The sequence below is a fragment of the Priestia sp. P5 genome, assembly GCF_029522155.1.
Lineage (GTDB): Bacteria > Bacillota > Bacilli > Bacillales > Bacillaceae_H > Priestia > Priestia megaterium_E.
Window position 1 is genome coordinate 699,319 of sequence record NZ_JAKWFJ010000001.1, and the last position, 25,500, is coordinate 724,818.

The 25,500-nt window shown below is 39.5% G+C and carries 28 protein-coding genes; all 28 read left to right on the top strand.

Annotation, left to right across the window (positions count from 1 at the left end; genetic code table 11):
- Positions 1-13 precede the first annotated feature (13 nt).
- The 28 genes from MMB69_RS03610 to MMB69_RS03745 all read left to right on the top strand — a co-directional run bounded on the left by MMB69_RS03610 (position 14) and on the right by MMB69_RS03745 (position 25,409).
- A complete protein-coding gene (locus MMB69_RS03610; RefSeq protein ID WP_098399876.1) occupies positions 14-223 on the top strand; it encodes a flagellar FlbD family protein in 210 nt (69 codons plus the stop codon).
- 3 nt (positions 224-226) lie between these two features.
- Positions 227-658: a flagellar basal body-associated protein FliL gene (fliL, locus tag MMB69_RS03615; protein ID WP_064472084.1), complete on the top strand. Its 432-nt coding sequence runs from the start codon at positions 227-229 to the stop codon at positions 656-658.
- Positions 659-678: 20 nt separating this feature from the next.
- Complete coding sequence (gene fliM, locus MMB69_RS03620) at positions 679-1,680, top strand: flagellar motor switch protein FliM (RefSeq protein WP_028410819.1); 1,002 nt, start codon at positions 679-681, stop codon at positions 1,678-1,680.
- Positions 1,670-2,800 (top strand): flagellar motor switch phosphatase FliY, encoded by a 1,131-nt coding sequence (gene fliY / locus MMB69_RS03625; RefSeq protein WP_260506718.1) that lies wholly within the window; start codon positions 1,670-1,672, stop codon positions 2,798-2,800. The genes fliM and fliY overlap by 11 nt, the downstream gene beginning before the upstream one ends.
- 21 nt (positions 2,801-2,821) lie before the next feature.
- Positions 2,822-3,184 carry a response regulator gene (locus tag MMB69_RS03630; RefSeq protein WP_028410821.1) on the top strand — a complete coding sequence of 121 codons (363 nt, stop codon included), beginning with the start codon at positions 2,822-2,824 and terminating at the stop codon, positions 3,182-3,184.
- A gap of 63 nt (positions 3,185-3,247) precedes the next feature.
- Positions 3,248-3,889 carry a flagellar biosynthetic protein FliO gene (locus tag MMB69_RS03635; protein ID WP_221784452.1) on the top strand — a complete coding sequence of 214 codons (642 nt, stop codon included), beginning with the start codon at positions 3,248-3,250 and terminating at the stop codon, positions 3,887-3,889.
- Entirely contained in the window at positions 3,882-4,550 is a 669-nt protein-coding gene (gene fliP, locus MMB69_RS03640) for a flagellar type III secretion system pore protein FliP (protein ID WP_221784451.1), read from the top strand. Before MMB69_RS03635 ends, fliP begins: the two co-directional genes overlap by 8 nt.
- A gap of 10 nt (positions 4,551-4,560) precedes the next feature.
- On the top strand, positions 4,561-4,830 hold the full coding sequence (gene fliQ, locus MMB69_RS03645; protein WP_016765390.1) for a flagellar biosynthesis protein FliQ: 270 nt from the start codon (positions 4,561-4,563) through the stop codon (positions 4,828-4,830).
- 2 nt (positions 4,831-4,832) lie between these two features.
- Complete coding sequence (gene fliR, locus MMB69_RS03650) at positions 4,833-5,609, top strand: flagellar biosynthetic protein FliR (RefSeq protein ID WP_028411419.1); 777 nt, start codon at positions 4,833-4,835, stop codon at positions 5,607-5,609.
- 2 nt (positions 5,610-5,611) lie between these two features.
- Positions 5,612-6,694, top strand: coding sequence for a flagellar biosynthesis protein FlhB (flhB, locus tag MMB69_RS03655; protein WP_277447174.1), 1,083 nt, complete (start codon positions 5,612-5,614; stop codon positions 6,692-6,694).
- Between the two features lie 30 nt (positions 6,695-6,724).
- The gene (gene flhA, locus MMB69_RS03660; RefSeq protein ID WP_277447175.1) at positions 6,725-8,761 is read left to right on the top strand and encodes a flagellar biosynthesis protein FlhA; all 2,037 of its coding nucleotides are present in this window, start codon (positions 6,725-6,727) and stop codon (positions 8,759-8,761) included.
- Positions 8,761-9,858: a flagellar biosynthesis GTPase FlhF gene (gene flhF / locus MMB69_RS03665; RefSeq protein WP_221784448.1), complete on the top strand. Its 1,098-nt coding sequence runs from the start codon at positions 8,761-8,763 to the stop codon at positions 9,856-9,858. Before flhA ends, flhF begins: the two co-directional genes overlap by 1 nt.
- Positions 9,851-10,720, top strand: coding sequence for a MinD/ParA family protein (locus tag MMB69_RS03670; RefSeq protein ID WP_221784447.1), 870 nt, complete (start codon positions 9,851-9,853; stop codon positions 10,718-10,720). The genes flhF and MMB69_RS03670 overlap by 8 nt, the downstream gene beginning before the upstream one ends.
- A 9-nt stretch (positions 10,721-10,729) precedes the next feature.
- The gene (locus MMB69_RS03675) at positions 10,730-11,773 is read left to right on the top strand and encodes a protein-glutamate methylesterase/protein-glutamine glutaminase (protein ID WP_221784446.1); all 1,044 of its coding nucleotides are present in this window, start codon (positions 10,730-10,732) and stop codon (positions 11,771-11,773) included.
- 14 nt (positions 11,774-11,787) lie between these two features.
- A complete protein-coding gene (locus MMB69_RS03680) occupies positions 11,788-13,767 on the top strand; it encodes a chemotaxis protein CheA (protein WP_277447176.1) in 1,980 nt (659 codons plus the stop codon).
- A 30-nt stretch (positions 13,768-13,797) separates the two neighbouring features.
- Positions 13,798-14,226: a chemotaxis protein CheW gene (locus MMB69_RS03685; RefSeq protein WP_014458457.1), complete on the top strand. Its 429-nt coding sequence runs from the start codon at positions 13,798-13,800 to the stop codon at positions 14,224-14,226.
- Positions 14,227-14,276: 50 nt separating this feature from the next.
- Positions 14,277-14,771 carry a chemotaxis protein CheD gene (locus MMB69_RS03690; RefSeq protein WP_277447177.1) on the top strand — a complete coding sequence of 165 codons (495 nt, stop codon included), beginning with the start codon at positions 14,277-14,279 and terminating at the stop codon, positions 14,769-14,771.
- A 55-nt stretch (positions 14,772-14,826) separates the two neighbouring features.
- A complete protein-coding gene (locus MMB69_RS03695; protein WP_221784444.1) occupies positions 14,827-15,588 on the top strand; it encodes a FliA/WhiG family RNA polymerase sigma factor in 762 nt (253 codons plus the stop codon).
- Between the two features lie 15 nt (positions 15,589-15,603).
- Positions 15,604-16,131, top strand: coding sequence for a hypothetical protein (locus tag MMB69_RS03700; protein ID WP_140451697.1), 528 nt, complete (start codon positions 15,604-15,606; stop codon positions 16,129-16,131).
- Positions 16,132-16,289: 158 nt separating this feature from the next.
- On the top strand, positions 16,290-17,009 hold the full coding sequence (rpsB, locus tag MMB69_RS03705; protein WP_013058850.1) for a 30S ribosomal protein S2: 720 nt from the start codon (positions 16,290-16,292) through the stop codon (positions 17,007-17,009).
- A 107-nt stretch (positions 17,010-17,116) separates the two neighbouring features.
- Complete coding sequence (tsf, locus tag MMB69_RS03710; RefSeq protein WP_013058849.1) at positions 17,117-17,998, top strand: translation elongation factor Ts; 882 nt, start codon at positions 17,117-17,119, stop codon at positions 17,996-17,998.
- Between the two features lie 76 nt (positions 17,999-18,074).
- Positions 18,075-18,797, top strand: a complete 723-nt coding sequence (pyrH, locus tag MMB69_RS03715; protein ID WP_013058848.1) for a UMP kinase — start codon at positions 18,075-18,077, stop codon at positions 18,795-18,797.
- Positions 18,798-18,799: 2 nt separating this feature from the next.
- Positions 18,800-19,357 carry a ribosome recycling factor gene (gene frr, locus MMB69_RS03720; protein WP_013058847.1) on the top strand — a complete coding sequence of 186 codons (558 nt, stop codon included), beginning with the start codon at positions 18,800-18,802 and terminating at the stop codon, positions 19,355-19,357.
- Positions 19,358-19,491: 134 nt separating this feature from the next.
- A complete protein-coding gene (locus MMB69_RS03725; protein ID WP_028410833.1) occupies positions 19,492-20,274 on the top strand; it encodes an isoprenyl transferase in 783 nt (260 codons plus the stop codon).
- A gap of 18 nt (positions 20,275-20,292) precedes the next feature.
- Positions 20,293-21,084, top strand: coding sequence for a phosphatidate cytidylyltransferase (locus MMB69_RS03730; RefSeq protein WP_014458463.1), 792 nt, complete (start codon positions 20,293-20,295; stop codon positions 21,082-21,084).
- 35 nt (positions 21,085-21,119) lie between these two features.
- The gene (dxr, locus tag MMB69_RS03735) at positions 21,120-22,268 is read left to right on the top strand and encodes a 1-deoxy-D-xylulose-5-phosphate reductoisomerase (protein ID WP_013058844.1); all 1,149 of its coding nucleotides are present in this window, start codon (positions 21,120-21,122) and stop codon (positions 22,266-22,268) included.
- A 78-nt stretch (positions 22,269-22,346) separates the two neighbouring features.
- Positions 22,347-23,606: an RIP metalloprotease RseP gene (gene rseP / locus MMB69_RS03740; RefSeq protein WP_221784442.1), complete on the top strand. Its 1,260-nt coding sequence runs from the start codon at positions 22,347-22,349 to the stop codon at positions 23,604-23,606.
- A 105-nt stretch (positions 23,607-23,711) separates the two neighbouring features.
- Positions 23,712-25,409: a proline--tRNA ligase gene (locus MMB69_RS03745; protein WP_277447178.1), complete on the top strand. Its 1,698-nt coding sequence runs from the start codon at positions 23,712-23,714 to the stop codon at positions 25,407-25,409.
- Positions 25,410-25,500 lie beyond the last annotated feature (91 nt).

Genomic DNA, 25,500 nt, shown 5'->3' on the forward strand with positions numbered 1-25,500 from the left:
ACTCCGGTTGATTATGATCACTTTAACAAGGCTAAACGGCAAAACATTTACGTTAAATGCTCTTTACATCGAGCAGGTTGAGGCATTTCCTGATACGACGATTACGCTAACGAATAATAAAAAGCTGGTGGTAAAGGATTCGGTTGAAGAAGTGAATGAGAAAGTAACGCGTTATTATCAGCGAATTAACGTATTAGGGCTGCAGCAAACGACGGAGGAATAAAGTGTGTTCAAAAATAAGCTAATTAGTAAGATGATTATTATCCTGCTTTCTCTTACTTTAATAGGAAGCATTGCGGTTATTGTGACGTTAAAGTACACGGAGCAGGCAGGTACTGAAAAAGGTCCATCTATCGACGATGTGATTAAAGCTTCTGTAGATGTAACGGATATCAAAACCAATTTAAAAAGCAATAATTACATCAGCATCTCTTTTAAAATTCAAATGGATAGCAAAAAAGCAGCGGGAGAGCTTCAAAAAAGAGACTTTCAAGTAAGAGACATTATTATCAAAAGGCTCTCAGATATGAGTGCTCAAGATTTTGAAGGAACGCAAGGACTCAGCACGTTAGAAACAGATATTGCAAAGCAAATTGATCAATTAATGGAAAACGGACATGTTGTTAAAATTTATACAACGTCTAAAGTGTTGCAGTAAAGAAAAAGGGAGGGAAGCTAGTGGCAGGGGATGTATTATCACAAAATGAAATTGACGCCCTATTATCCGCGTTATCAACCGGAGAGATGGATGCGGATGAGCTAAAAAAGGAAAATAAAAAACAGCGTATTCGTACATATGATTTTAAACGCGCCCTGCGTTTTTCAAAAGATCAGATTCGCAGTTTGACGCGAATTCATGAAAATTATGCGCGCATGTTAATCAACGTCTTTTCGGCGCAGCTTCGTAACGTTGTACAAGTGTCTGTTGTATCAGTGGATCAAATTCCGTATGAGGAGTTCATTCGCTCTGTTCCGAAAGTAACCATCTTAAACGTGATAGCCGTCCCTCCTTTAGAAGGGCATATCATTATGGAAGTCAATCCGAACATTGCCTATGCGATGCTTGACCGCTTGCTCGGGGGACAAGGCGAGAGCGGTGGGAAAATTAGTAACTTAACGGAGATTGAAACGAGCTTGGTTCGAAACTTGTTAGAGAAAACGTTAGACAGTATGAGAGAAGCTTGGAGTTCTATTGCGGAAATTGAACCTGAAACATCAGAGTTTGAAGTGAATCCTCAGTTTTTGCAGGTAATTTCACCAAATGAAATTGTCATCGTCATTTCATTAAACGTACAAATTGGAGATGAAACGGGCATGATCAATCTATGTATTCCGCACGTGACGCTTGAGCCGATTGTGTCCAAACTGTCCGTTCATTACTGGATGCAATCTTCGAAAAAAGAACCTAACGTACAAGAGGTTGAGCAGCTAAAGGAACAAATCAATGATGCGGAATTGCAGGTTGTAGCCGAGCTAGGAAAAGCGGATATTTCAATTGAAGATTTCCTAGCATTAGATGCGGGAGATGTTATTCGACTGCAAACAAGCGTTCATAATCCGTTAACTATTTACGTCGGAGAACAACCTAAATTTATTGCACAGCCTGGAAAAGTCAGTCGGAAAGTCGCTGTGCAAATTCTAGATGATGTTAAGAGGAGGAACGAAAGGAATGAACGATGACATGCTTTCGCAAGATGAAATTGATGCGTTGTTAAAAGGAACTTCTTCACTTGACGAGTTTTCAGAGCCGAATAAGTCAAGTCAAGTAGATGATTACTTTACGGAAATGGAAAAAGACGCGCTTGGCGAAATTGGAAATATTTCGTTTGGCAGTTCAGCAACAGCGCTATCGGCTTTATTGAATCAAAAAGTCGATATTACCACACCGTTTGTATCGCTCGTATATAAAGAAGAGCTGACGGATGAATTTCCAAATCCTCATGTCGCTGTGCAAGTTCAGTATACAGAAGGCTTTTCTGGTACGAATTTGTTAGTTATTAAACATGAAGATGCAGCTGTTATTTCAGATTTGATGCTTGGTGGAACGGGTGAGAATCCGACGGAAATCATGGATGAAATTAAGCTGAGTGCAGTGCAGGAAGCGATGAATCAAATGATGGGTTCTGCAGCGACGTCTATGTCCACGGTATTTCAAAAGAAAATTGATATCTCTCCGCCGAGCTTAGATATTTTAAATATTCAAAAAGGGGAAGGCACAGAGCTTATTCCCCAAGATGACGTCTTTGTAAAAGTCTCTTTTAATTTGAAGGTAGGCACATTAATCGATTCGAATATTATGCAGCTTTTATCGATATCTTTTGCCAAAAGCTTGGTGGAAGAGCTTTTAGTTCCAAGCGCAGAAGATACGGCAGCTTCTATTGAAAAAGAATCAGATTTTAACGAAAAGCAAACAGAACCGCCGTCAGCTGAATACGTACAGCATGAAGAAACACAGCAGGTAGAATCTGTTCATGTACCAGTTGATATTCAGCCCGCATCGTTTTCAGAGTTCGAGCACGTGTCTTCTCCTCAAGGGGATTCACGAAATTTAGACATGCTGCTTGATATCCCGCTTCAAGTTACCGTGGAGCTTGGAAGAACTAAGCGAACGGTTCAAGAGATTTTAGCATTATCTTCTGGTGCAATCATTGAACTTGATAAACTAGCAGGCGAACCAGTAGATATCTTGATTAATAGCAAATTAATAGCAAAAGGTGAAGTGGTCGTCATTGACGAGAATTTTGGCGTTCGCGTAACCGATATTATTAGTCAAAGAGACCGTATTAACAAACTAAAGTAATGATTTTTAGGAGGAGTAGAGATGGGAAACCGAATTTTAATTGTAGATGATGCTGCATTCATGCGCATGATGATCAAAGATATTTTAACGAAAAATGGATATGAAGTAGTAGCGGAAGCGGCAGACGGTCAGCAGGCTGTGGAGTTATTTAAAGAGCATGCACCAGATCTTGTCACAATGGATATTACGATGCCTGAAATGGATGGAATTACGGCCTTAAAAGAAATTAAAAGCATAAAAAGTGATGCTAAGGTGATTATGTGTTCAGCCATGGGCCAGCAGGCAATGGTGATTGATGCGATTCAAGCAGGGGCAAAAGATTTTATCGTTAAGCCTTTTCAAGCAGATCGTGTATTAGAGGCAATTTCAAAAGCAATTGGATAAACAGCAGATTGGCGGGGCTTTCCCGCTAATCTTACACTATGTTGAAGTAAGAGGTGGCAGGCATTGCTGCGAAAGTTCGTAATTGCTGCGCTGTTAATAAGCGTATTAGCAGGATCAAATCAAATCGTCTATGCAGAAAGTGGATCTGCATCGGTAAAAGAATGTTTGGAAAAAACGGAGAAGTGTTCAGAGAATGAGAGTGCTGATTCAAAAGAAAAAACTGCACTCCAGGGGACGCCTACGCTCTCAGCTGGAGATATTATGAAGATGATATTCGCGTTTTTACTTGTAATTGGGCTGCTTTTTGCGCTCTTAAAATTTGTAAATAAAAAAGGAAAAATGCTTCAAAAGAATAAAGTAGTACAAAACTTAGGCGGTACAAATGTGGGAAGCAGCAAGTCGGTGCAAGTGGTAAAAGTTGGAGAACAGCTTTTTGTCATTGGAGTCGGCGAAAACGTGCAGCTTCTTTCAGAAATTACGGGGCAGGAGAAACAGCAGCTGCTCACGCAGTATGAGGAACAACAAAGAAACGAAGGCGAATACAAAGTGGTACCACCGTCCTTTTTAGAAAAATTAACTTCTAAAAAAGAAGAGAAATCTAGTCATTCTTTTCAACAGCTTTTTCAGCGAGAAATGAATGAAATGAAAACAAAAAGGCAAAACGTACTGAAAGAGTTAGAAAGGAACAAAAAGAACGATGAATGAAGTGATGAATCTCTTTAACTCGAGCAGTCCTACAAATGTTTCAACGTCTGTCCAGCTTTTGTTGCTGCTGACGGTGTTTTCGGTAGCTCCTGGAATTTTAATTATGATGACCTGCTTTACACGTATTGTCATTGTGCTTTCGTTTGTACGTACATCGCTCGGGACACAGCAAATGCCTCCTAACCAAGTATTAGTTGGATTATCGCTGTTTTTAACGTTTTTTATTATGGCACCCACTTTTTCTCAGGTAAATGAACAGGCGCTTCAGCCGCTTTTAAAAGAAAAAATCACGCTGAATCAAGCCTATGAAAAAGCAGCTGAACCAATGAAAGAATTTATGAGTGCTCATACAAGACAAAAAGATTTAGCTCTTTTTTTAGAATATGCGGATATAGATAAACCATCCTCTGTTCAAGATATTCCCTTAACTGCGCTCGTTCCGGCTTATGCAATCAGTGAGCTAAAGACAGCATTTCAAATTGGATTTATGATTTTTATTCCTTTTCTCATTATCGATATGATTATAGCAAGCGTGCTGATGTCTATGGGAATGATGATGCTTCCTCCCGTTATGATTTCGCTCCCGTTTAAAATTTTACTATTTGTACTGGTTGACGGCTGGAATTTAGTTGTTAAATCATTATTAATAAGTTTTCAATAGGTGATAGACAATGAATGGAGAATTTGTCATTTCGTTAGCAGAAAAAGGCGTGTATACAATCCTAATTGTATCTGGCCCTTTATTGCTGCTGGCCCTTGTAGTTGGGCTCATTATTAGTATTTTTCAAGCAACTACCCAAATTCAAGAGCAAACTCTTGCTTTTGTTCCTAAGATTGTAGCGGTCTTAGTAGGGATTGTATTTTTTGGTCCGTGGATGTTATCAAAAATGATTTCATTTACATATGAAATTTTTTCAAATCTGTATCGGTACGTAGGGTAGCTATGAGTCAGTTGATCTTATCCTATCCCGCGTTTTTACTAGTGCTAGTGCGGGTAACGTCTTTTTTTATCACGGTTCCGCTATTTTCATACAAAACGATTCCCGCAGTTCATAAGGTAGGTTTGTCTGCCTCGCTATCCGTCATTATTGCGACAACGATTGATTTACCTGTCGTTTCGTTAGACGCACAGTTTGTACTTTTAGTAGTAAAAGAATGCGCTGTTGGCTTGTTTATTGGTTTGACCGCTTATGTATTTATTATGGCTATTCAAATTGCCGGAGGTCTTATCGATTTTCAAATTGGATTTGCGATTGCCAACGTAATAGATCCGCAGACAGGTGCGCAAAGCCCGATACTAGGTCAATATTTATATGTATTTGCTCTTCTATTTTTATTATCGACCAATGGACATCATTTATTAATAGACGGCATCTATAATAGTTATTTAATTATTCCGTTAGACAAAGTAGCTTTCCCTGTGGGAAGCCAAGCATTTGCTACACACATCATAACCGTTTTCTCATCGATGTTTTTAGTAGCTGTTCAAATGTCTTTGCCTTTGGTAGGTTCATTATTTTTAGTCGATATCGCGCTTGGAATTGTCGCAAGAACCGTTCCGCAGTTAAATATTTTCGTAGTGGGGTTTCCGGTAAAAATTATTGTTGCCTTTATTTTGCTGATTGTCGTGATGGGGAGCATGTTTTATATGATGCAAATCATATTTGAACAAATGATAGAAGCGATGCGCGCGATGATCCGCATATTAGGAGGGGTGTAGCTTTGTTTTTAGTAAAAGTTGATTTGCAATTTTTTGCGGGAGAAAAAACGGAAAAAGCTACACCTAAAAAAAAGCAAGACTCTAGAAAAAAAGGACAGGTAGCTAAAAGTCAAGATGTTACAACAGCGCTCATCCTTTTAATGGTTTTTCTTTATTTTTTGTTTGGAGCCAAACAGTTTTTACAGCAAATGATGAAGTTGTTAAGAGAAGCTTTTCAAACGTATATGCTTGAGGAAGTGACGGCAGAGCGCGTATTTGCGATGTTTAAGCACCTTCTTCCTTCAGTAGCCCTTGCAGCAGGTCCTGTTATGCTCGCAGCTTTTATTGCTGCGCTCGGAGCGAATTATATGCAGGTTGGTATTCTTTTTTCCACGGAGGCTCTTCAGCCTAAGTTAGAAAAGATTAACCCTATTAGCGGAGCCAAACGGATTTTTGCCATGAGAGCGCTGGTAGAACTAATCAAGTCAACGCTGAAAATTATATGTATCGGAGCCGTCACGTTTTTTATCTTATGGATTCGCATAGAAGATGTATTAAATTTATCTCAAAAAAGTATAGGGGACTCGCTGGTTGTTCTATCTAAGCTTGTTTTTCAAATGGGACTTGCAGCCTCGCTTATGCTTTTATTTTTATCGCTGCTTGATTATTTGCACCAAAAGTTTGATTTCGAGAAAAATATTCGAATGTCAAAGCAAGATATCAAAGATGAGCATAAAAACATTGAAGGGGATCCTCTAATCAAGTCAAAAATAAAGCGAAAGCAGCGGGAAATGGCAATGTCTCGCATGATGCAAGAAGTTCCAAAAGCAGATGTCATCATTACAAACCCTACTCATTATGCCATTGCTTTAAAATATGATGAAGAAAAAATGGATGCTCCCTATGTTGTAGCCAGCGGCGTAGACTTTATTGCTCAAAAGATTAAAGGAATTGCCAAAAGCCATGAAATCATCATGGTAGAGAACCGCCCGCTGGCAAGAGCACTTTTTGACCAAACCAAAGTAGGGGATGCAGTACCCGAAGAGTTTTTTAAAGCGGTGGCTGAAATATTAGCTTACGTATACCGCATTCAAAATAAAATGTAACGTTACGCTATTGTAAGGAGAGAAAAATTAATGTCTGCAAGAGAACTGCCAGTTGTTATAGGTGTTGTACTCATTATCGTTATGCTTGTTATTCCGTTGCCTTCATGGTTATTAAGTATTTTAATCATGATTAACATTTCTCTTGCGCTGCTTGTACTGCTCGTTTCCATGAATATGAAAGAACCTTTAGAGCTATCGGTATTTCCGTCTTTGCTGCTGGTTCTTACGCTATTTCGATTAGGTTTGAATGTATCGACAACACGTTCAATCTTAGGAACAGGAGAAGCAGGCGGAGTGGTGGAAACATTTGGCCACTTCGTTATTGGAGGAAACCCGTTAGTCGGCTTTGTTGTCTTCATTATTTTAATTATCATTCAGTTTCTCGTTATTACAAAAGGAGCGGAGCGTGTTTCTGAAGTAGCTGCCCGCTTTACCTTGGATGCGATGCCGGGTAAACAAATGAGTATTGATGCAGATTTAAATGCAGGTATGATTTCAGAAAAGCAAGCAATTGACCGCCGTGAAAAAATTCAGCGCGAAGCAGATTTTTACGGAGCAATGGATGGAGCTAGTAAATTCGTCAAAGGTGACGCCATTGCAGGGATTGTCATCACCCTTATTAATATCTTGTTTGGGATTGTTATCGGCATGCTGCAAATGGGAATGTCCATCACTGAAGCATCCCAAACCTTTACTTTGTTAACAGTAGGCGATGGGTTAGTGAGTCAAATTCCAGCCCTTATGATTTCAACAGCGACAGGTATTATCGTCACTAGAGCTGCTTCAACAGGCAATTTGAGCGAAGATATTACACAGCAGCTGTTTGCTTTTCCAGTTATGCTTTATGTCACTGGAGGAACGATTGCGGCTCTAGGTTTAATTACGCCAATTAATGATGTTATTACAATGCCTATTGCTATTTTGTTAGGAGTGGGAGGCTATTATTTGTCTCGGGCTAAGCATCAGGCGGTTCGTGAAGAAATGGCACCTACTGAAGAAGAGATGGAAGACAATGAAATGAAAAGTCCGGAGAGTGTTGTCAATTTATTAAGCGTTGATCCGATTGAATTTGAATTTGGTTATGCATTAATTCCGCTTGCTGATACGAATCAAGGAGGCGATTTGCTCGATCGGATTGTTATGATTAGACGTCAGCTGGCACTTGAGCTAGGATTAGTCATTCCAGTTGTTCGCATCAGGGATAACATCCAGCTTCAGCCCAACGAATACTGTCTTAAAATAAAGGGCAATGAAGTGGCAAAAGGGGAGATTCTGCTCGATCATTACTTAGCAATCAGTCCGGGAATGGATGATGATTTGATTGAAGGAATTGATACGTTAGAGCCAGCTTTTAAGATGCCTGCAAAATGGATTAGTGAGTCGGTGAAGGAGCAGGCTGAGATGTTCGGGTATACCGTTGTTGACCCACCGTCGGTTGTGTCTACGCATATAACAGAAGTTATAAAATCGTATGCGCATGAGCTGATTGGAAGGCAGGAGACAAAACAACTAATCGATCACACAAAAGAAACGTATCCTATTTTAATTGAGGAAGTAACGCCTAATCCTCTTTCCGTTGGAGACATTCAAAGGGTACTGGCAAAGCTTTTAAAAGAAAGCGTCTCAATTCGAAATTTACCCATTATTTTTGAGGTGCTGGCCGACTACGGAAAAATGACGTCAGACACCGATTTGTTAACTGAATATGTCCGGCAAGGGCTCGCAAGACAAATTACCAGTCAATATAAGGTCCAAGAAGGTCTGCTTCGAGTTCTTACCCTTTCAGGAAAAGTTGAAAAAACGATGGCGGAATCTGTTCAACAAACGGAGCATGGGAATTATTTATCACTAGACCCTAACGTTTCACAAGCTATCGTAGAAAGTATAGCCAAGCAAACAGAAACACTTTCTTTTCAAGAACAGTCTCCAATTGTGTTATGTTCTCCTGCGGTGAGGATGTACGTGCGCCAAATCACTGAGCGGTATTTTCCCCATATGGCGGTTTTATCATATAACGAGCTAGAAGCAAATGTTGAAGTTCAAAGTGTTGGAGTGGTGGATATCTGATGAAAGTAAAAAAATACGTAGTAGCATCTATGCCGCAAGCTATGAAAGCCATTCGTTCAGATTTAGGTGAGGAAGCGGTTATTTTACATTCAAAACAAATTCGAACAGGAGGGTTTCTTGGCTTATTTACTAAGGCAAAAATAGAAGTATTGGCAGCTGTCGATTCCGTAGAAAAGCTGGGCGTAAAGAAGAACTCATTTCCGCCAGAATCCAGTATGGAAGATAATCAATCTTTTATGAAGCAGCAGCTCAGTGAGTTAAATACTCTTGTCTCACAAATGAATCAAATGCCAAAGGTTTCCTCAGGTTCATATCCAAAAGCAGTGGAGGATGTGCTTGCCTATTTGCGGTTGCAAGAAATAGACGAAGCTATTTTAAAAAGCGTAGAGGCTCCTATGCTAGAGTACTACTACTTACATCGCTCTAACTCAAACCAACTGATGGAGTGGACGAAGAGCTGGTTTGTCAATCAGTTTAAAGCAAGTGAATGGAGCGGTCCTTTCAAAAAATATGTAAGTGTAGTAGGACCAACAGGTGTCGGTAAAACAACAACTCTTGCTAAATTGGCCGCAAAGTGTGTCCTGGAACACAATCAAAAAATAGCATTTATTACAACTGACACGTATAGAATTTCAGCGATTGAGCAGCTCAAGACGTACGCTTCGATCTTGAATGCTCCTTTAACGATTTGTTATAACGGAGCAGATTTTAAAAAAGCTTTGCTAGAAACAGAAGCGTACGATGTGATTTTTATTGACACGGCAGGCCGTAACTTTTTAGAACCGCAATATGTACATGATTTAAAGAAAATTATTACGTTTCAAGAAGATTTGCAAACGTTTCTTGTTCTAGCACTAACGTCAAAAGCATCAGATATGAAAGTTATATATGAACGTTTTGCTAGTCTCCCTGTTGATCAACTGATTTTTACGAAGCGAGATGAAACAACTCACAAAGGCTCGCTTTTAAATATGTTGTATCGTTACGGCCAACGAGCTGCTTTTACAACAAACGGGCAGGATGTACCAGAAGATGTTTCGTCATTTAAAATAGAAGAGTTTATCGACGATGTGTTTGGAGATTGGAAAGATGAATGATCAAGCAGCAGTTTTAAGAGAAAAAGTGTTAAAGAAACATCAAAACTCTTTAAGGAATTGTAAAACGATAGCCGTGTTAAGCGGAAAAGGAGGAGTTGGAAAGTCGAATCTATCATTAAACTTATCTCTTGCGCTAACGAAGCAAAAGCAAAGAGTTCTTCTTTTTGACATGGATATAGGGATGGGAAATATTGATATTCTGATTGGTCAAACTGCTTCATATACGATGGTTGATTTGATGGAAAAAAAGCTTTCCATCCAGCAAATTATTAAAAAAGGTCCTCAAAATTTAGCTTATGTGGCTGGTGGAACAGGAATTTCCTCTGTATTTGAATGGTCTCCATCAGACCTTGCTCATTTAATAAAAGAATTGAATTCGTTAACAAATCAATATGATTATATGATTTTTGATATGGGAGCGGGCATGTCAGAGAGTGTGCTTAAGTTTTTAAAAGCTGTAGATGAAATGATCGTGGTCACAACACCAGAACCTACAGCTATAACAGATGCCTACGCTGCTATTAAACTAGCAGCTTCCTACTCTGTATCCGCACCGATTCGTCTTATTATTAACAAAACGCTTTCTGACAAAGAAGGAAATGAGACGTATGAACGATTTAATCGAGCTGTTCAGCAGTTTTTGAACGTATCTATTTCTCTATTAGGTATTGTCCCAGATGATCAAGCTGTCCAAAAGGCAGTTAATCGTCAAATCCCTTTTTTTCTTCAAGACCCAAAATCTAAAGCTAGTACATCACTGGTGGATATGGTAAATATTCTTGTTCCACAAGACGATAGGACAGCCACTAACACACAAGGAATGTTTATTCGGCGCCTCAAACGATTTTTTCTTGAAAGGTAGGAAAGTAGAGTGAATGAAATAAAGGTGCTTATTGTAGATGATTCTGCATTTATGCGAAAGCTGATTGGCGATTTTTTAGCAGGCGACAATCGGTTTCACGTTGTGGGTACAGCACGCAACGGTGAAGAAGGATTAAAAAAAGCAATCGAGCTATCCCCGGACATTGTGACACTTGATATTGAAATGCCCAAAATGAATGGCTTAGATATGTTAAAACAGCTCATGCGCGTGAAGCCTCTTCCTGTTGTCATGTTATCGAGTACAACAATAGAAGGCGCTGAAAATACGCTGACCGCTATGCAGTACGGCGCAGTTGATTTTGTTGCTAAACCTTCGGGAGCTATTTCGCTGGACTTACATAAAGTGAAAGATGAGCTTATCTCTAAACTATTGCTTGCTAGTAAAGCCAACATATCTTCAAGCAGTCATCAGCACGCGCAAAACAGCAGTGTATATAACCTCCCGACACAAGCGAAAGTGAACAAAATGATTTGTATTGGCACTTCTACTGGAGGACCGCGTGCACTGCAAGAAGTATTATCAACTGTTTCAAAAGACATAAACGCACCTATTTTTATTGTGCAGCATATGCCGCCAAATTTTACAAAATCATTAGCAGCTAGATTAAATCAGCTGTCTGATATTGAAGTGAAAGAAGCAAAAGACAATGAAATCGTTCGCTCAGGATGTGCGTATATTGCGCCTGGGGGTTTTCATATGACGGTTGTAGAGAACAAGGGGCAGCTCAGCATTTGTTTAGACACTTCTTCACCTGTAAAAGGACATCGCCCCTCAGTGGATCGTTTGTTTCAGTCGATTAGTAAAATTTCAGGTTATCAAAAACTTGCCATTGTGTTGACGGGAATGGGAGCGGATGGAACGGAAGGCGTTATTGATTTAAAGAAAAATAAAGACGCGCTTATATTAGCTGAATCTGAAGAAACAGCTGTCATTTATGGGATGCCCAAATCAGCCGTTTCTACAAAACTTGTTGATTATATTGAACCGCTGCGAAACGTTGGAAGCTTTATTTCTCGCTACGCACAGAAATAGGAGGGGAAGTTACGATGGATATGAATCAATATCTAGAAGTGTTTATTGAAGAAAGCAAAGAACATCTTCAAAACGTTAATGACCAGCTAATGCGTTTTGAAAAAAATACCGATGATCTTGGCTATGTAAATGAAATTTTTCGGTCTGCTCATACGTTAAAAGGTATGTCTGCAACAATGGGATTTGATGATTTAGCACAATTAACTCACAAAATGGAAAACGTGTTAGATGCTGTTCGAAATCACCAACTCGACGTTCATACGGAAGTTCTTGATGCTTTGTTTGAATCAGTCGATGCGCTAGAAATAATGGTTCAATCCATTTCACAAGGCGGTGATGGTCGGCTTGATGTCAAATTACTTGTTCAAAAGCTGCAGCGTATTGTAGCAGAGGAACCCGTAGAACAGCCTGCGACTTTTTCTATTGAATATGATGAGTTTGAACAAACATTGCTGAGTCAAACCGCAGACCAAGGGTTTAACGCGTTTGAAATAACCGTACAGCTTGAACGCACCTGTCTGTTAAAAGCTGCGCGTGCGTATATGATATTTGATGTGTTAGAGCAAGCAGGAGACGTCATTAAGTCAGCGCCAACTGTTCAAGATATCGAACAAGAAAAATTTGAATCATCTTTTATCGTTGTATTAGTAACAAACGAATCGCAAGAAAAGCTGCAAACAAGCATTATGGAAGTCTCTGAAGTAGAAAGCGTGAACATTGCTGCGGTCCCCGTAAAAAAGGAGACAAAAATGGAGGAGTTTGTTTCACCAGAAGTAGCAGCAGCCATACAGGAAGTTACTGTATCAGCACCTTCTAAATCGCCTGTTGAAGAGAAAAGACAGCCCTCAAATAACAAGACGATTCGAGTTAATATTGACCGTTTGGACAGCCTCATGAACTTGTTTGAAGAACTAGTTATTGATAGAGGCAGGTTAGAACAAATATCAAAAGAATTGAATAATAGCGAATTAGACGAAACGGTAGAGCGGATGTCTCGTATTTCTGGAGATTTGCAAACGATTATTTTAAATATGCGTATGGTGCCTGTAGAAACCGTTTTTAATCGTTTTCCCCGTATGGTGAGACAGCTTTCAAAAGATTTAGGGAAACAAATTGAACTTCAAATTGTCGGAGCTGATACAGAGCTGGACCGGACTGTCATTGATGAAATTGGAGATCCGCTTGTTCACTTATTAAGAAATGCCGTTGACCACGGAATTGAAATGCCTCAAGCACGCTTAGAGAGCGGAAAGAATGAAAAGGGAACGATTCGCCTTAAAGCTTATCATAGCGGAAATCATGTCTTTATTGATTTAGAAGATGACGGGGCGGGCATCAATCGTGAAAAGGTACTGCAAAAAGCGTTAGATCGAGGAATTATTGATGAGAAAACAGCTGAAACGCTGACGGATAAACAAGTGTACGAGCTCATTTTCGCTTCGGGCTTTTCGACGGCTGAACAAATTTCAGATGTTTCCGGACGAGGAGTAGGTCTAGATGTCGTGAAAAACACGATTGAATCGCTAGGGGGTTCTGTAACGATCGATTCTAACGAAGGATACGGTTCGCGTTTTTCTATTCAACTGCCGCTCACTCTGTCTATCATTTCTGCTTTACTCGTGCAAATGAGTGAAGAGCGCTATGCCTTACCGCTTTCTTCGATTATTGAAACAGCTATTGTTCAGCCGAAAGAGGTCATGCATGTACACGGTCAAAAGGTTATTGACTTTCGAGGAGCCATTATTCCTCTTATTGATTTAAAAGAACTATTTACTGTGCCTAACTCGGTACAAAGAGATCATTATTCCGTCGTTATTGTGAAAAAAGGAGAAAAGACCGCCGGGCTAATTGTTGATTCTTTTATCGGTCAGCAGGAAATCGTTTTAAAATCTTTAGGTCATTATCTGCCGGGTGTATTTGCTATTTCAGGAGCCACGATTTTAGGCGATGGACAAGCAGCACTTATCATTGATTGCAACGCTTTGATCAAATAACAAATGCTGTAAAAAGAAAGGGAGAAAGGCATGAAAATTATTGTGTTTCAATTGGGGGACGAGGAGTACGGAATTTCAGTAGAAGAAGTGCAATCGATTGAAAAGATTCAGCACATAACACGCGTTCCTGGAGTAAAAGAATATGTAAAAGGTGTTATTAATCTTCGCGGTGTTATTACACCGATTATTGATTTGCGCACTCGTTTTAACTTGCAAGAACAGCTTAACCATGAGCTGACACGTATTATTATGGTTCGTCTTAATGATGTAGAAGCAGGTTTGATTGTGGATGCGGCAAATGATGTAGTAGACATTGATGAAAAAACGATTGCTTCAGTGCCTGAAACAGTTGAAGGAACAGCTGTAGAATACTTGAACGGAGTTGTTAAAGTAGATAGCCGTTTAATTGTTCTTCTAAATTTACCTAAAGTTCTCTCTTTAGAAGACCACCTCCAGTGAGCCAAGCGAATAATGGATATCACGCTGAAGTTTCTAGGAGTTGAAGAATTGTGAGAGATGATAAACAAGTGATTAAGGTAGGAATTGCCGAGATGAATGTTACACATGCACCCGCAGTGCTTCGAACAGCGGGATTAGGATCATGTGTAGGAGTTGTCGTTTATGACTCTGTTCACTCGGTAGCTGGGCTCGCTCATGTAATGCTTCCGGATTCAAGCGGGTCCAAATGTCCTTTTAATAGAGCTAAATATGCAGATACAGCCATTTTTGATTTGATAAATATGTTGATTAAACAAGGCGCACATAGAAAATTGTTGAAAGCAAAAATAGCAGGAGGCGCGCAGATGTTTCAATTTGAACCAAGAAATGATGTCATGCGAATTGGCCTTCGAAATGTTCAAGCAGTAGAGAAAGAGCTGCATAGAAACAGTGTAGAAATTGCAGCAAAAGCTATAGGAGGACACAACGGACGCACAATTGAATTTGATCCTCAAACGGCTATTTTAAAGGTTCGCACGATTAACGAAGGGATAAAAACGATATAAAGCGTGCCCTGACCGTTACCGTTTAATAGCGCTATAAAAAGGAGTTGAAAGACCCTTGAAAAGTATACAAGAAGTTGAAGAACATAAAATTTGGCAGGAATGGATAGAGACGAGAGACTCACATGCGGGAAACATGCTTGTGAAAAAGTATATGCCGCTTGTTAACTATCATGTTCAGCGGATTAGTGTAGGGCTGCCTAAAAATATTCATAAAGAAGAGCTTCGTAGTTTAGGGTTAGTCGGCCTTTACGATGCGTTGGAAAAGTTTGATTACGGTAGAGACTTGAAGTTTGATACATATGCGTCTTTTCGAATTCGAGGGGCGATAATAGATGGACTTCGTAAAGAAGATTGGCTATCAAGAAGCGCAAGGGAAAAGACGAAAAGAATTGAGCAAGCAACGGAAGCACTTGAACAAAGATACTTGCGTAGAGTTGCACCAAGTGAAGTTGCAAAAGAAGTAGGCATGGCAGAAGCAGATGTCGTTCATACGATGAATGAAGGCTTCTTAGCTAACGTTTTGTCAATGGAAGAACAGCCAAAAGAGTATGAAGATGGAGAACAAAAATATACGATTAAAGATGAAAAAATGCTCTCTCCTGAAGAGGAGCTAATTAACGACGAACGATATCAAGAGCTTGCTGAAGTTATCGAGCAGCTAAATGAGAAAGAACAGCTCGTTGTTTCATTATTCTATAAAGAAGAGCTGACTTTCACAGAGATCGCACAGCTGTTAGGGCTATCTACTTCACGTATTTCTCAAATTCATTCGAAAGCGCTGTTTAAAATGCGTACGAGTTTAAGTAAAATAATTTAGCAAAGAGGTAAAAGAATGGGGTTTTTACTCACAGTTAGTTTTTTAATTCATGGTCTATCACTGTTTTGCATTATTCTTTTATATATGCAAGTGACCAAAGTGAAAAGAATTGAACGCTTGCACCAGCAAAATATCAATAAAATGGAAGCTGCGATGAGCTCCTATCTCGCTGAATTTCAGGAACAAAACGAGCAGTTTTTAAGTCAGCTTCGAGAGCGTTCCACTTCGCTTTCTTCGGAAGTAGAAAAAAGCAGCGTAAAATCACCTTTGGTAGATGAAGAAGACATGCTTGTTCAAAGGGTAGATCTAAAAAGTGAGCCTTCCCAGTCGCTGCATGAACTTCTTTCTATAGAAGAAAATCAGAAACATATACGCACATCTTTTGACGAATTAACTACAGACCAAATTCAAGATTTGTCAGGTGAAGAGATAAAAGAATTTTCCGTTTATTTAAAAAGAAAAGGTTTAACAATTGAAGAAATTGCAAAACATTTACACAGAGGGAAAACTGAAATCGAATTATTATTGAAATTTCATCAATAAACTTAATGAAACGCTTGCTTGTGAAAAAGGAGTGTGCTATATTTGTTTTTGGTGTTATTACACACGCTTGTTGATTCGGTTGATGGTGCTACTTTTTGTAGTTTCGGCTGAAGATGAAATAAGCGGAGGAGACTTAAAACCATTAGGAGGAAAAACACATGTCAGTAATTTCAATGAAACAATTACTAGAAGCTGGTGTACATTTCGGTCACCAAACTCGCCGTTGGAACCCAAAGATGAAGAAATACATCTTCACTGAGCGTAACGGCATCTACATTATCGATCTTCAAAAAACAGTTAAGAAAGTAGAAGAAGCGTACAAATTCGTTAAAGAATTAGCTGCAGACGGCGGTACTGTTTTATTCGTAGGTACGAAAAAACAAGCTCAAGATTCTGTTAAAGAAGAAGCAGCTCGCGCTGGTATGTACTTTGTTAACCAACGTTGGTTAGGTGGTACATTAACTAACTTCTCAACTATCCAAAAACGTATCAAACGTTTAAAAGATATCGAAAAAATGCAAGAAGACGGTACTTTTGAAGTACTACCTAAGAAAGAAGTAGTTCAACTTAAAAAAGAGTTAGAGCGTCTTGAAAAATTCTTAGGCGGCATTAAAGATATGAAACAACTTCCAGATGCATTATTCATCATTGACCCTCGTAAAGAGCGTATTGCAGTAGCGGAAGCTAAAAAATTACACATTCCAATCGTTGGTATCGTAGACACTAACTGTGATCCAGACGAAATTGATTATGTAATCCCTGCAAACGATGATGCAATTCGTGCTGTTAAACTTTTAACTTCTAAAGTTGCTGATGCTATTCTAGAAGCTAAACAAGGTGAAGAAACAGCAGTTGAAACTGAAACAACTACTGCTTAATTCCGTGAAAGGTGATAAGAGGGAATAGCCTTTTATCACCTTTTTTTGAAAAGATTTAACCCATTTATATACATTAATTACATACCCAAACAAGGAGGCTACACATTATGGCAATTACTGCTCAAATGGTAAAAGAACTACGTGAAAAAACTGGCGCTGGTATGATGGATTGTAAAAAAGCGTTAACTGAAACTAACGGTGATATGGAGCAAGCAATCGATTTCTTACGTGAAAAAGGTATTGCAAAAGCTGCTAAAAAATCAGACCGTATTGCTGCTGAAGGTCTAACTTACATCGAAACTCAAGGTAACGAAGCTGTTATCTTAGAAGTTAACTCTGAAACTGATTTCGTTGCGAAAAACGAAGGTTTCCAAAAATTAACAAAAGAATTAGCTGCTCACATCTTAGCTAACAAACCAGCTGACGCTGCTGAAGCTGCTACTCAAAAAATGGAAAACGGTGCAACTGTTGAAGAACACATCAACTCTGCAATCGCTACAATCGGAGAAAAATTATCTCTACGTCGTTTCGCTGTAGCAACAAAAACTGATGCTGATGCATTCGGTGCTTACCTACATGCTGGCGGACGTATCGGTGTGTTAACAGTATTATCTGGTACAACTGAAGAAGCTGTTGCAAAAGACGTTGCTATGCACATTGCTGCAATCAACCCTAAATACATCTCTCGTGATCAAGTTTCTGCTGAAGAAACTGAGCGTGAGCGCGAAGTATTAACTCAACAAGCATTAAACGAAGGCAAACCAGAAAAAATCGTTGCAAAAATGGTTGAAGGTCGCCTTGGCAAATTCTTCGAAGATATTTGCTTACTAGATCAAACATTTGTTAAAAATCCTGATCAAAAAGTACGTCAGTTCGTTGAGAGCAAAGGCGCTACTGTTGAAAGCTTCGTTCGTTTTGAAGTAGGAGAAGGTATTGAGAAACGTCAAGACAACTTCGCTGAAGAAGTAATGAACCAAGTTAAAAAGTAAGGGTTTGACCGTATAGGGAACACTGTGTGTTCCCTTTTTTACAAAAGAGATCTCACCGTTAACGATGGAGGTAAGCATGAGTCAAGCAAAATATAATCGTATCGTATTAAAGTTAAGTGGAGAAGCATTAGCTGGTGAAGAGGGTTTTGGTATTAACCCATCCATCATCAAATCTGTTGCTGAACAAGTAAAAGCCGTTTATGAATTAGGTGTGGAAATTGCTGTAGTCGTTGGTGGCGGAAACATTTGGCGTGGTAAAATTGGCAGTGAAATGGGTATGGATCGTGCCGCTGCTGATTATATGGGAATGCTAGCAACAGTAATGAACTCTTTGGCTCTTCAAGATAGCTTAGAGAACATTGGTGTGCAAACACGAGTTCAGACTTCTATCGAGATGAGACAAGTAGCAGAGCCTTATATTAGAAGAAAAGCTGTTCGTCATCTTGAGAAAAAACGCGTTGTTATTTTCGCGGCGGGTACAGGAAACCCTTATTTCTCTACAGATACAACAGCAGCTTTGCGTGCAGCTGAAATCGAAGCTGACGTTATCTTAATGGCTAAAAACAACGTAGATGGCGTTTATAATGCAGATCCTAAGCTTGTACCTGATGCTGTAAAATACGAAACATTAACGTATATTGATGTTTTAAAAGATGGACTAGCTGTTATGGATTCTACAGCTTCTTCATTATGTATGGACAACGATATTCCGCTAATTGTTTTTTCAATTACGGAAGAAGGCAATATTAAACGTGCCGTTACAGGCGAAAACATTGGAACAATTGTAAAGGGGAAATAAACATGCCAAAACAAGTGTTGCAAAACGCAAAAGAAAGAATGGAAAAAGCAATTCAATCATTTAGCCGCGAACTAGCATCAATTCGTGCTGGACGTGCAAGCGCGTCACTTCTTGACCGCGTAACGGTAGAATACTACGGTGCACCAACACCAATTAACCAATTGGCGCAAGTAAGCGTGCCTGAAGCTCGTATGCTTGTTATTCAGCCTTATGACAAATCACAAATTGGTGAAGTTGAAAAAGCTATTTTAAAATCTGACTTAGGGTTAACACCTACAAGCGATGGAACTATTATCCGTTTATCGATTCCTGCTTTAACGGAAGAGCGTCGTCGTGAGTTAGTGAAAATGGTGAAAAAATATGCTGAAGAAGCAAAAGTTGCGGTTCGTAACGTACGCCGTGATGCAAACGATGATTTCAAAAAGTTAGAGAAAAAAGGTGAAATTACTGAAGACGATTTACGCGGCTACAGTGATGACATTCAAAAACTAACAGATGACCATATCGTAAAAGTGGATAAAGTGGCAAAAGATAAAGAAGAAGAAATTATGGCAGTTTAAGTCATTTCAAGGTAAAATATATTGTAAAAGACCCTCTATTGTTTACAGGGGGTTTTTTTGTTAATAATGTGTAGTAAGAAAAAACTCACATAAGCCACACGTTTATGTGAGAGCGTACAACGGGGGACCTTTGCATGTTAAGAAAATTTCAAGCATGGAAGAAAAGTCAAGATTTAAATACACTGTCTTTGTCAGAACGAAAAGATCAAGTGAAACAGCACCCTGTTCCTGAACATATTGCAATTATTATGGATGGGAACGGTCGTTGGGCGCAAAAACGAGCTCTTCCTCGCATGATGGGCCATCATGAAGGAATGAAGGTAGTGCGTCATGTGACCAGATTGGCCAATGAATTAGGTGTTAAAGTATTAACTTTATATGCATTTTCCACTGAAAATTGGAAGCGCCCCAAAACTGAAGTCGAGTTTTTAATGAAACTGCCAGAGGAATTTTTAACAACCTTTCTGCCTGAGCTAATTGAAAAAAATGTGCAAGTTCGTATTATGGGGGATAAAAGTGAGCTCCCTGCCCATACGATTCGAGCCGTGGATAACGCAATTGAAAAAACAAAGCATAACACAGGGCTGATTTTAAACTTCGCGCTCAATTACGGTAGCCGTCACGAAATCATGGGCGCTATTCAGTCATTGGTAGAAGATGTAGAACAGGGAAAAGTAGCTTCCTCTTCTATTTCAGAAAATTTATTTTCTTCCTATTTAATGAGCAAAAGCCTTCCAGATCCGGATTTGCTTATTCGTACAAGCGGTGAGCTTCGCTTAAGTAATTTTATGCTTTGGCAGCTAGCTTACACAGAGTTTTGGTTTACAGAAGTATTATGGCCAGATTTTAAAGAAAATCATTTAATCGAAGCAGTCGAGGCGTTTCAAAAGCGCGGTCGCCGCTTTGGTGGTGTATAAGAAGGTGTGGAAAACAAGATGAAACAGCGCATTATCACCGCGATTGTAGCACTTGCGGTATTTGTGCCGATTGTTTTAATTGGAGGGTTACCTTTTACCCTTATCATGTATGTAATCGGAACAGTTGGTGTAATTGAGCTTTTAAAAATGAAACATTTGAAAGCAATGTCTTTTCCAAGTATCATTAGTTTATTGCTAACCTGGGTGTTTTTACTACCAAATGGAAGAGATGTTGCATTTCAATTCTTAAGTGAACATAAGATAGAAGTAGCGCTTGCTGCTGTCCTTCTTTTATTAATGTACACGGTTGTAGTTAAAAATAAATTTACCTTCGATGACGTTGGGTTTATTTTATTGACGACAGTATATGTTGGCTTTGGCTTTCATTATTTTATCGAGGTTCGTCAAGAGTTCGGGTTAGCTTATTTGTTCTTTGCTTTTCTTATTATTTGGGCGACGGATTCCGGAGCTTATTTTATTGGACGAGCAATGGGGAAACGAAAGCTATGGCCGGAAATCAGTCCCAATAAAACAATTGAAGGTTTTGTTGGTGGCGTCGTATGCGCCATTGTAGTAGCCATTGTATTTAAGCTGTTAGCAAATATTGATCAAACTATGATTGAACTGCTTGTAATTGGTATTATCGTATCGTTATTTGGACAGATGGGTGATCTTGTACAATCAGCGTTCAAACGTCACTATGGCGTAAAAGATTCAGGGAAGATTTTACCGGGGCATGGTGGGATTTTAGACCGTTTTGACAGTTTGATGTTCATCATGCCAATTTTAGCTTTTTTATTATCTCTATAAAAAAGATGTCTTTGTTTTAATAGGAGTGAATATACTTGAAGAAAATTTCCTTGTTAGGAGCTACAGGCTCAATCGGTACTCAAACCGTTGATATTGTTCGAGCGCATCCTGAGCATTTTGAGCTCTCAGCAATCTCTGTAGGTCGAAATATTAATGAAGCAAGAAAGATTATTCAGCAGTGTAAGCCAGCCCTTGTTTCTGTGATGAAGAAAGAAGATTGTCTGTCACTGCAAGCAGAATTCCCTTCTATTCGATTTGTTTATGGAGAAGAAGGACTTGTGGAAGTGGCAACTCATCCATCCACAGAAGTTTTAGTAAATGCTGTTCTTGGAAGTGTAGGGTTGACTCCTACGCTAGAAGCAATCAAAATGAGAAAAACGATTGCTATTGCAAATAAGGAGACACTTGTTACCGCTGGTCACCTTGTTATGGAAGCAGCCAAGGAATATGGCGCTGATATTTTACCGGTAGACAGTGAGCACTCAGCTATTTTTCAAAGTTTGCAAGGGCAAGATCAAAAAGCAATAGACCGTTTAATTTTAACGGCTTCTGGAGGAAGCTTTCGAGATAAAACGAGAGCAGAACTACAAGGAGTAACGGTTGAAGATGCATTAAATCATCCAAACTGGTCGATGGGAGCTAAAATTACAATTGATTCGGCAACGATGATGAATAAGGGATTAGAAGTGATTGAAGCACATTGGCTTTTTGATCTTCCCTATGAGAAAATTGATGTATTGTTACATAAGGAAAGCATCATTCATTCTATGGTAGAGTATTCGGATACAAGCGTTATTGCTCAGCTTGGAACGCCTGATATGCGCGTGCCAATTCAATACGCGTTAACGTATCCAAAACGCATGTCTTTGCCTAACACCAAGCGTTTAAGTTTGGCGGATATTGGCCAGCTTCACTTCGCTAAAATGGATGAAGAGCGTTTTCGCTGTTTAGCTTTTGCATTTGAGGCTGGCAAAGCGGGTGGAACACTTCCGACTGTTTTAAATGCAGCTAACGAAGAAGCTGTTCAAGCCTTTTTAGATGGTCACATTACATTTTTACAAATTGAAGATGTGATTGAAAAAGCAATGAATGAACATACTGTAATACAGAAACCTTGTTTATCTACTATTAAAGAAGTAGATTTAGAAGCAAGAGAGTTTGTTAGATCCGCCATCTCTCGATAATGCGCGTGCGAGAGAAGCCACTCACTTATTTCTGGTGGGTGGAGATTTGACTCTATTACATGAAGGGGGTAATACCCATTGAACACAGTCATTGCGTTTGTCGTCATTTTTGGAGCTCTTGTATTCTTTCATGAGCTTGGTCATTTAGTTTTTGCAAAGCGTGCAGGCATCTTATGCCGTGAGTTTGCCATTGGGTTTGGTCCCAAAATCTTTTCATTTAAACGAGATGAAACAGTTTATACCATTCGCTTGCTGCCTCTAGGTGGATTTGTTCGAATGGCTGGAGAAGACCCAGAAATGATCGAAGTAAAGCCTGGTCAAATGGTGGGCCTCATGTTTGATAAGGAAGGCAAAGTAAATAAAGTCATTATTAATAACAAGGAACAGCATCCAAATGCAAAAGTTATTGAGGTAGAGCAAGCAGACTTAGAGCATAATCTATTTATTTCAGGTTATGAAGAAGGTGAGGATGAACGTCTGCAAAAATTCGAGGTAGCAGAAGAATCTTACTTCGTTATGGACGGAGAAGAAATTCAAATTGCACCTTACAGCCGTCAGTTTGCTTCTAAAACTCTTGGTCAGCGTGCGCTAGCCATTTTCGCTGGTCCGCTAATGAACTTTATATTAGCCTTTGTTATTTTTATCGTTCTTGGGATTTCTCAAGGATATGTTGTTGACAAACCCGTGATGGGCAAATTAACATCAGATGGAGTAGCCGTTGATGCGGGACTCAAACAAGGAGATACAGTTCAAGCAATTGATGGACAAAGTGTTTCAACGTGGGATGATGTCGTAAAAGTAATTCAAAAACATCCTGAACAGCAAATTACATTCACGGTTCAGCGCGGCGGCAAAACGCTAGATATTCCGATTACACCTGAAAGTCGCAAAGTTGGGGAACAGACAATTGGATTAATTGGCGTATATGCACCGGTTGAAAAGTCATTCATTGGTTCGATCACGCACGGAGCTACTGAGACATATACGTGGATGAAAGAAATCTTAACGGGTCTAGGGAAGCTTGTGACAGGACAGTTCAAACTGGATATGCTTTCTGGTCCTGTAGGTATTTACGCAGCAACCGATCAAGTAGCACAGTCAGGCATTTATTATCTAATGAAATGGGCAGCCGTTTTAAGTATTAACTTAGGGATTGTCAATTTGCTTCCACTTCCTGCTTTAGATGGAGGACGACTATTGTTCTTCGCTGTAGAAGGAATTCGCGGTAAGCCAATTGATCGTCAAAAAGAAGGCATTGTTCATTTTATCGGTTTTGCTTTATTAATGCTGCTGATGCTTGTTGTAACGTGGAACGATATTCAAAAGTTCTTTTTATAAGACATACGCTCAGCGAGGGATATTCCCTCGCTGATTATATGAAAATTGCGGCATGGTCCGCCTTAAAAAAATAAGATAGAGAAGTAAGCAAAGAGGTGCGAGGTTATGAGACAAAGTTCTACATTGATTCCTACATTAAGAGAAGTGCCAGCTGATGCGGATATAAAAAGCCATCAGCTTCTATTGCGCGCAGGTTATATGCGCCAAAATGCAAGCGGCGTGTACAGCTTTTTACCGCTTGGTAAGCGCGTATTGCAAAAAGTTGAACAAATTGTTCGTGAAGAGATGGACCGTGCAGGTTCTGTCGAATTATTAATGCCTGCTTTACAACAAGCTGAATTGTGGCAAGAGTCTGGCCGCTGGTATTCATACGGACCTGAGTTAATGCGTATGAAAGATCGTCACGGCCGTGAATTTGCTTTGGGAGCAACACACGAAGAAGTTATCACAAGCTTGCTTCGTGACGAAGTGAAGTCATACAAACGTTTACCGCTAAATTTATATCAAATTCAAACGAAGTTCCGCGATGAAAAACGTCCACGCTTTGGCTTATTACGCGGTCGTGAATTTATTATGAAAGATGCATATTCGTTTCATGCTTCTCAAGAAAGTTTAGATGAAGTATATGATAAAATGTTTGCTGCCTACAGCCGCATCTTTGAGCGCTGCGGATTAAATTTCCGTGCGGTTATCGCTGATTCAGGTGCAATGGGCGGAAAAGATACGCATGAATTTATGGTTCTTTCTGAAATCGGGGAAGATACAATCGCTTATTCAGATACATCTTCTTATGCAGCAAATGTTGAAATGGCACCGGTTGTAAATACGTATGAAAAATCAGATGAAGCTGAAAAAGAATTAACAAAAGTGGAAACACCAAATCAGCATAGCATTGAAGACGTAGCTGCTTTCTTAAATGTTGAAGCGACTTCTTGTATCAAGTCCCTTTTATTTAAAGTAGATGATCGTTTTGTGCTTGTACTTGTTCGCGGGGATCACGAAGTAAACGATATTAAAGTGAAAAACTATTTTGAAGCTTCCGTTGTTGAACTGGCAACTCCAGAAGAAACAAAAGAAGTATTAAAATGCGCAGTTGGTTCAGTAGGACCGATTGGTGTAAGTGATTCAGTAGAAGTGGTAGCTGATCATGCGGTAAAAGCAATTGTTAACGGTGTATGCGGAGCAAATGAAGAAGATTATCACTACACAAATGTGAATGAACGTAACTTTAATGCAACTTACGAAGATTTCCGCTTCATTCAAGAAGGGGATCAGTCACCGGATGGACAAGGCGTTATCAAGTTCGCTAAAGGTATTGAAGTGGGCCACGTCTTTAAACTAGGAACTCGCTACAGTGAAGCGATGGGAGCAACGTACCTAGATGAGAACGGACGCAGCCAGCCAATGATTATGGGCTGCTATGGTATCGGTGTTTCTCGTACAGTAGCTGCGATTGCGGAACAATTTAATGATGAAAACGGCCTTCTATGGCCAGAAGCTGTTACGCCTTATCAAGTGCACGTTATTCCAGTTAACGTGAAAAATGATGAACAGCGTGAACTAGGTGAGAAATTATATAATGAGTTATTAGATAATCGCTTTGAAGTGCTGTTAGATGATCGCCAAGAGCGTGCAGGAGTAAAATTTGCAGATGCAGATTTAATTGGTCTTCCTGTTCGAGTAACAGTTGGTAAACGTGCATCTGAAGGAATTGTAGAAGTAAAAGTACGCAAAACTGGAGAGTCATTAGAAGTGTCAGTTGACAATCTTGTTTCAACTGTGAAAGAACTGCTAGCGAAGTAATGAAGCAGCGGGGATTTGTATCCCTGCTGTTTTTATGTTTATAAACAGAACATATGACAGAATAGAAGTCATTTATGTTAAAATAGATTGC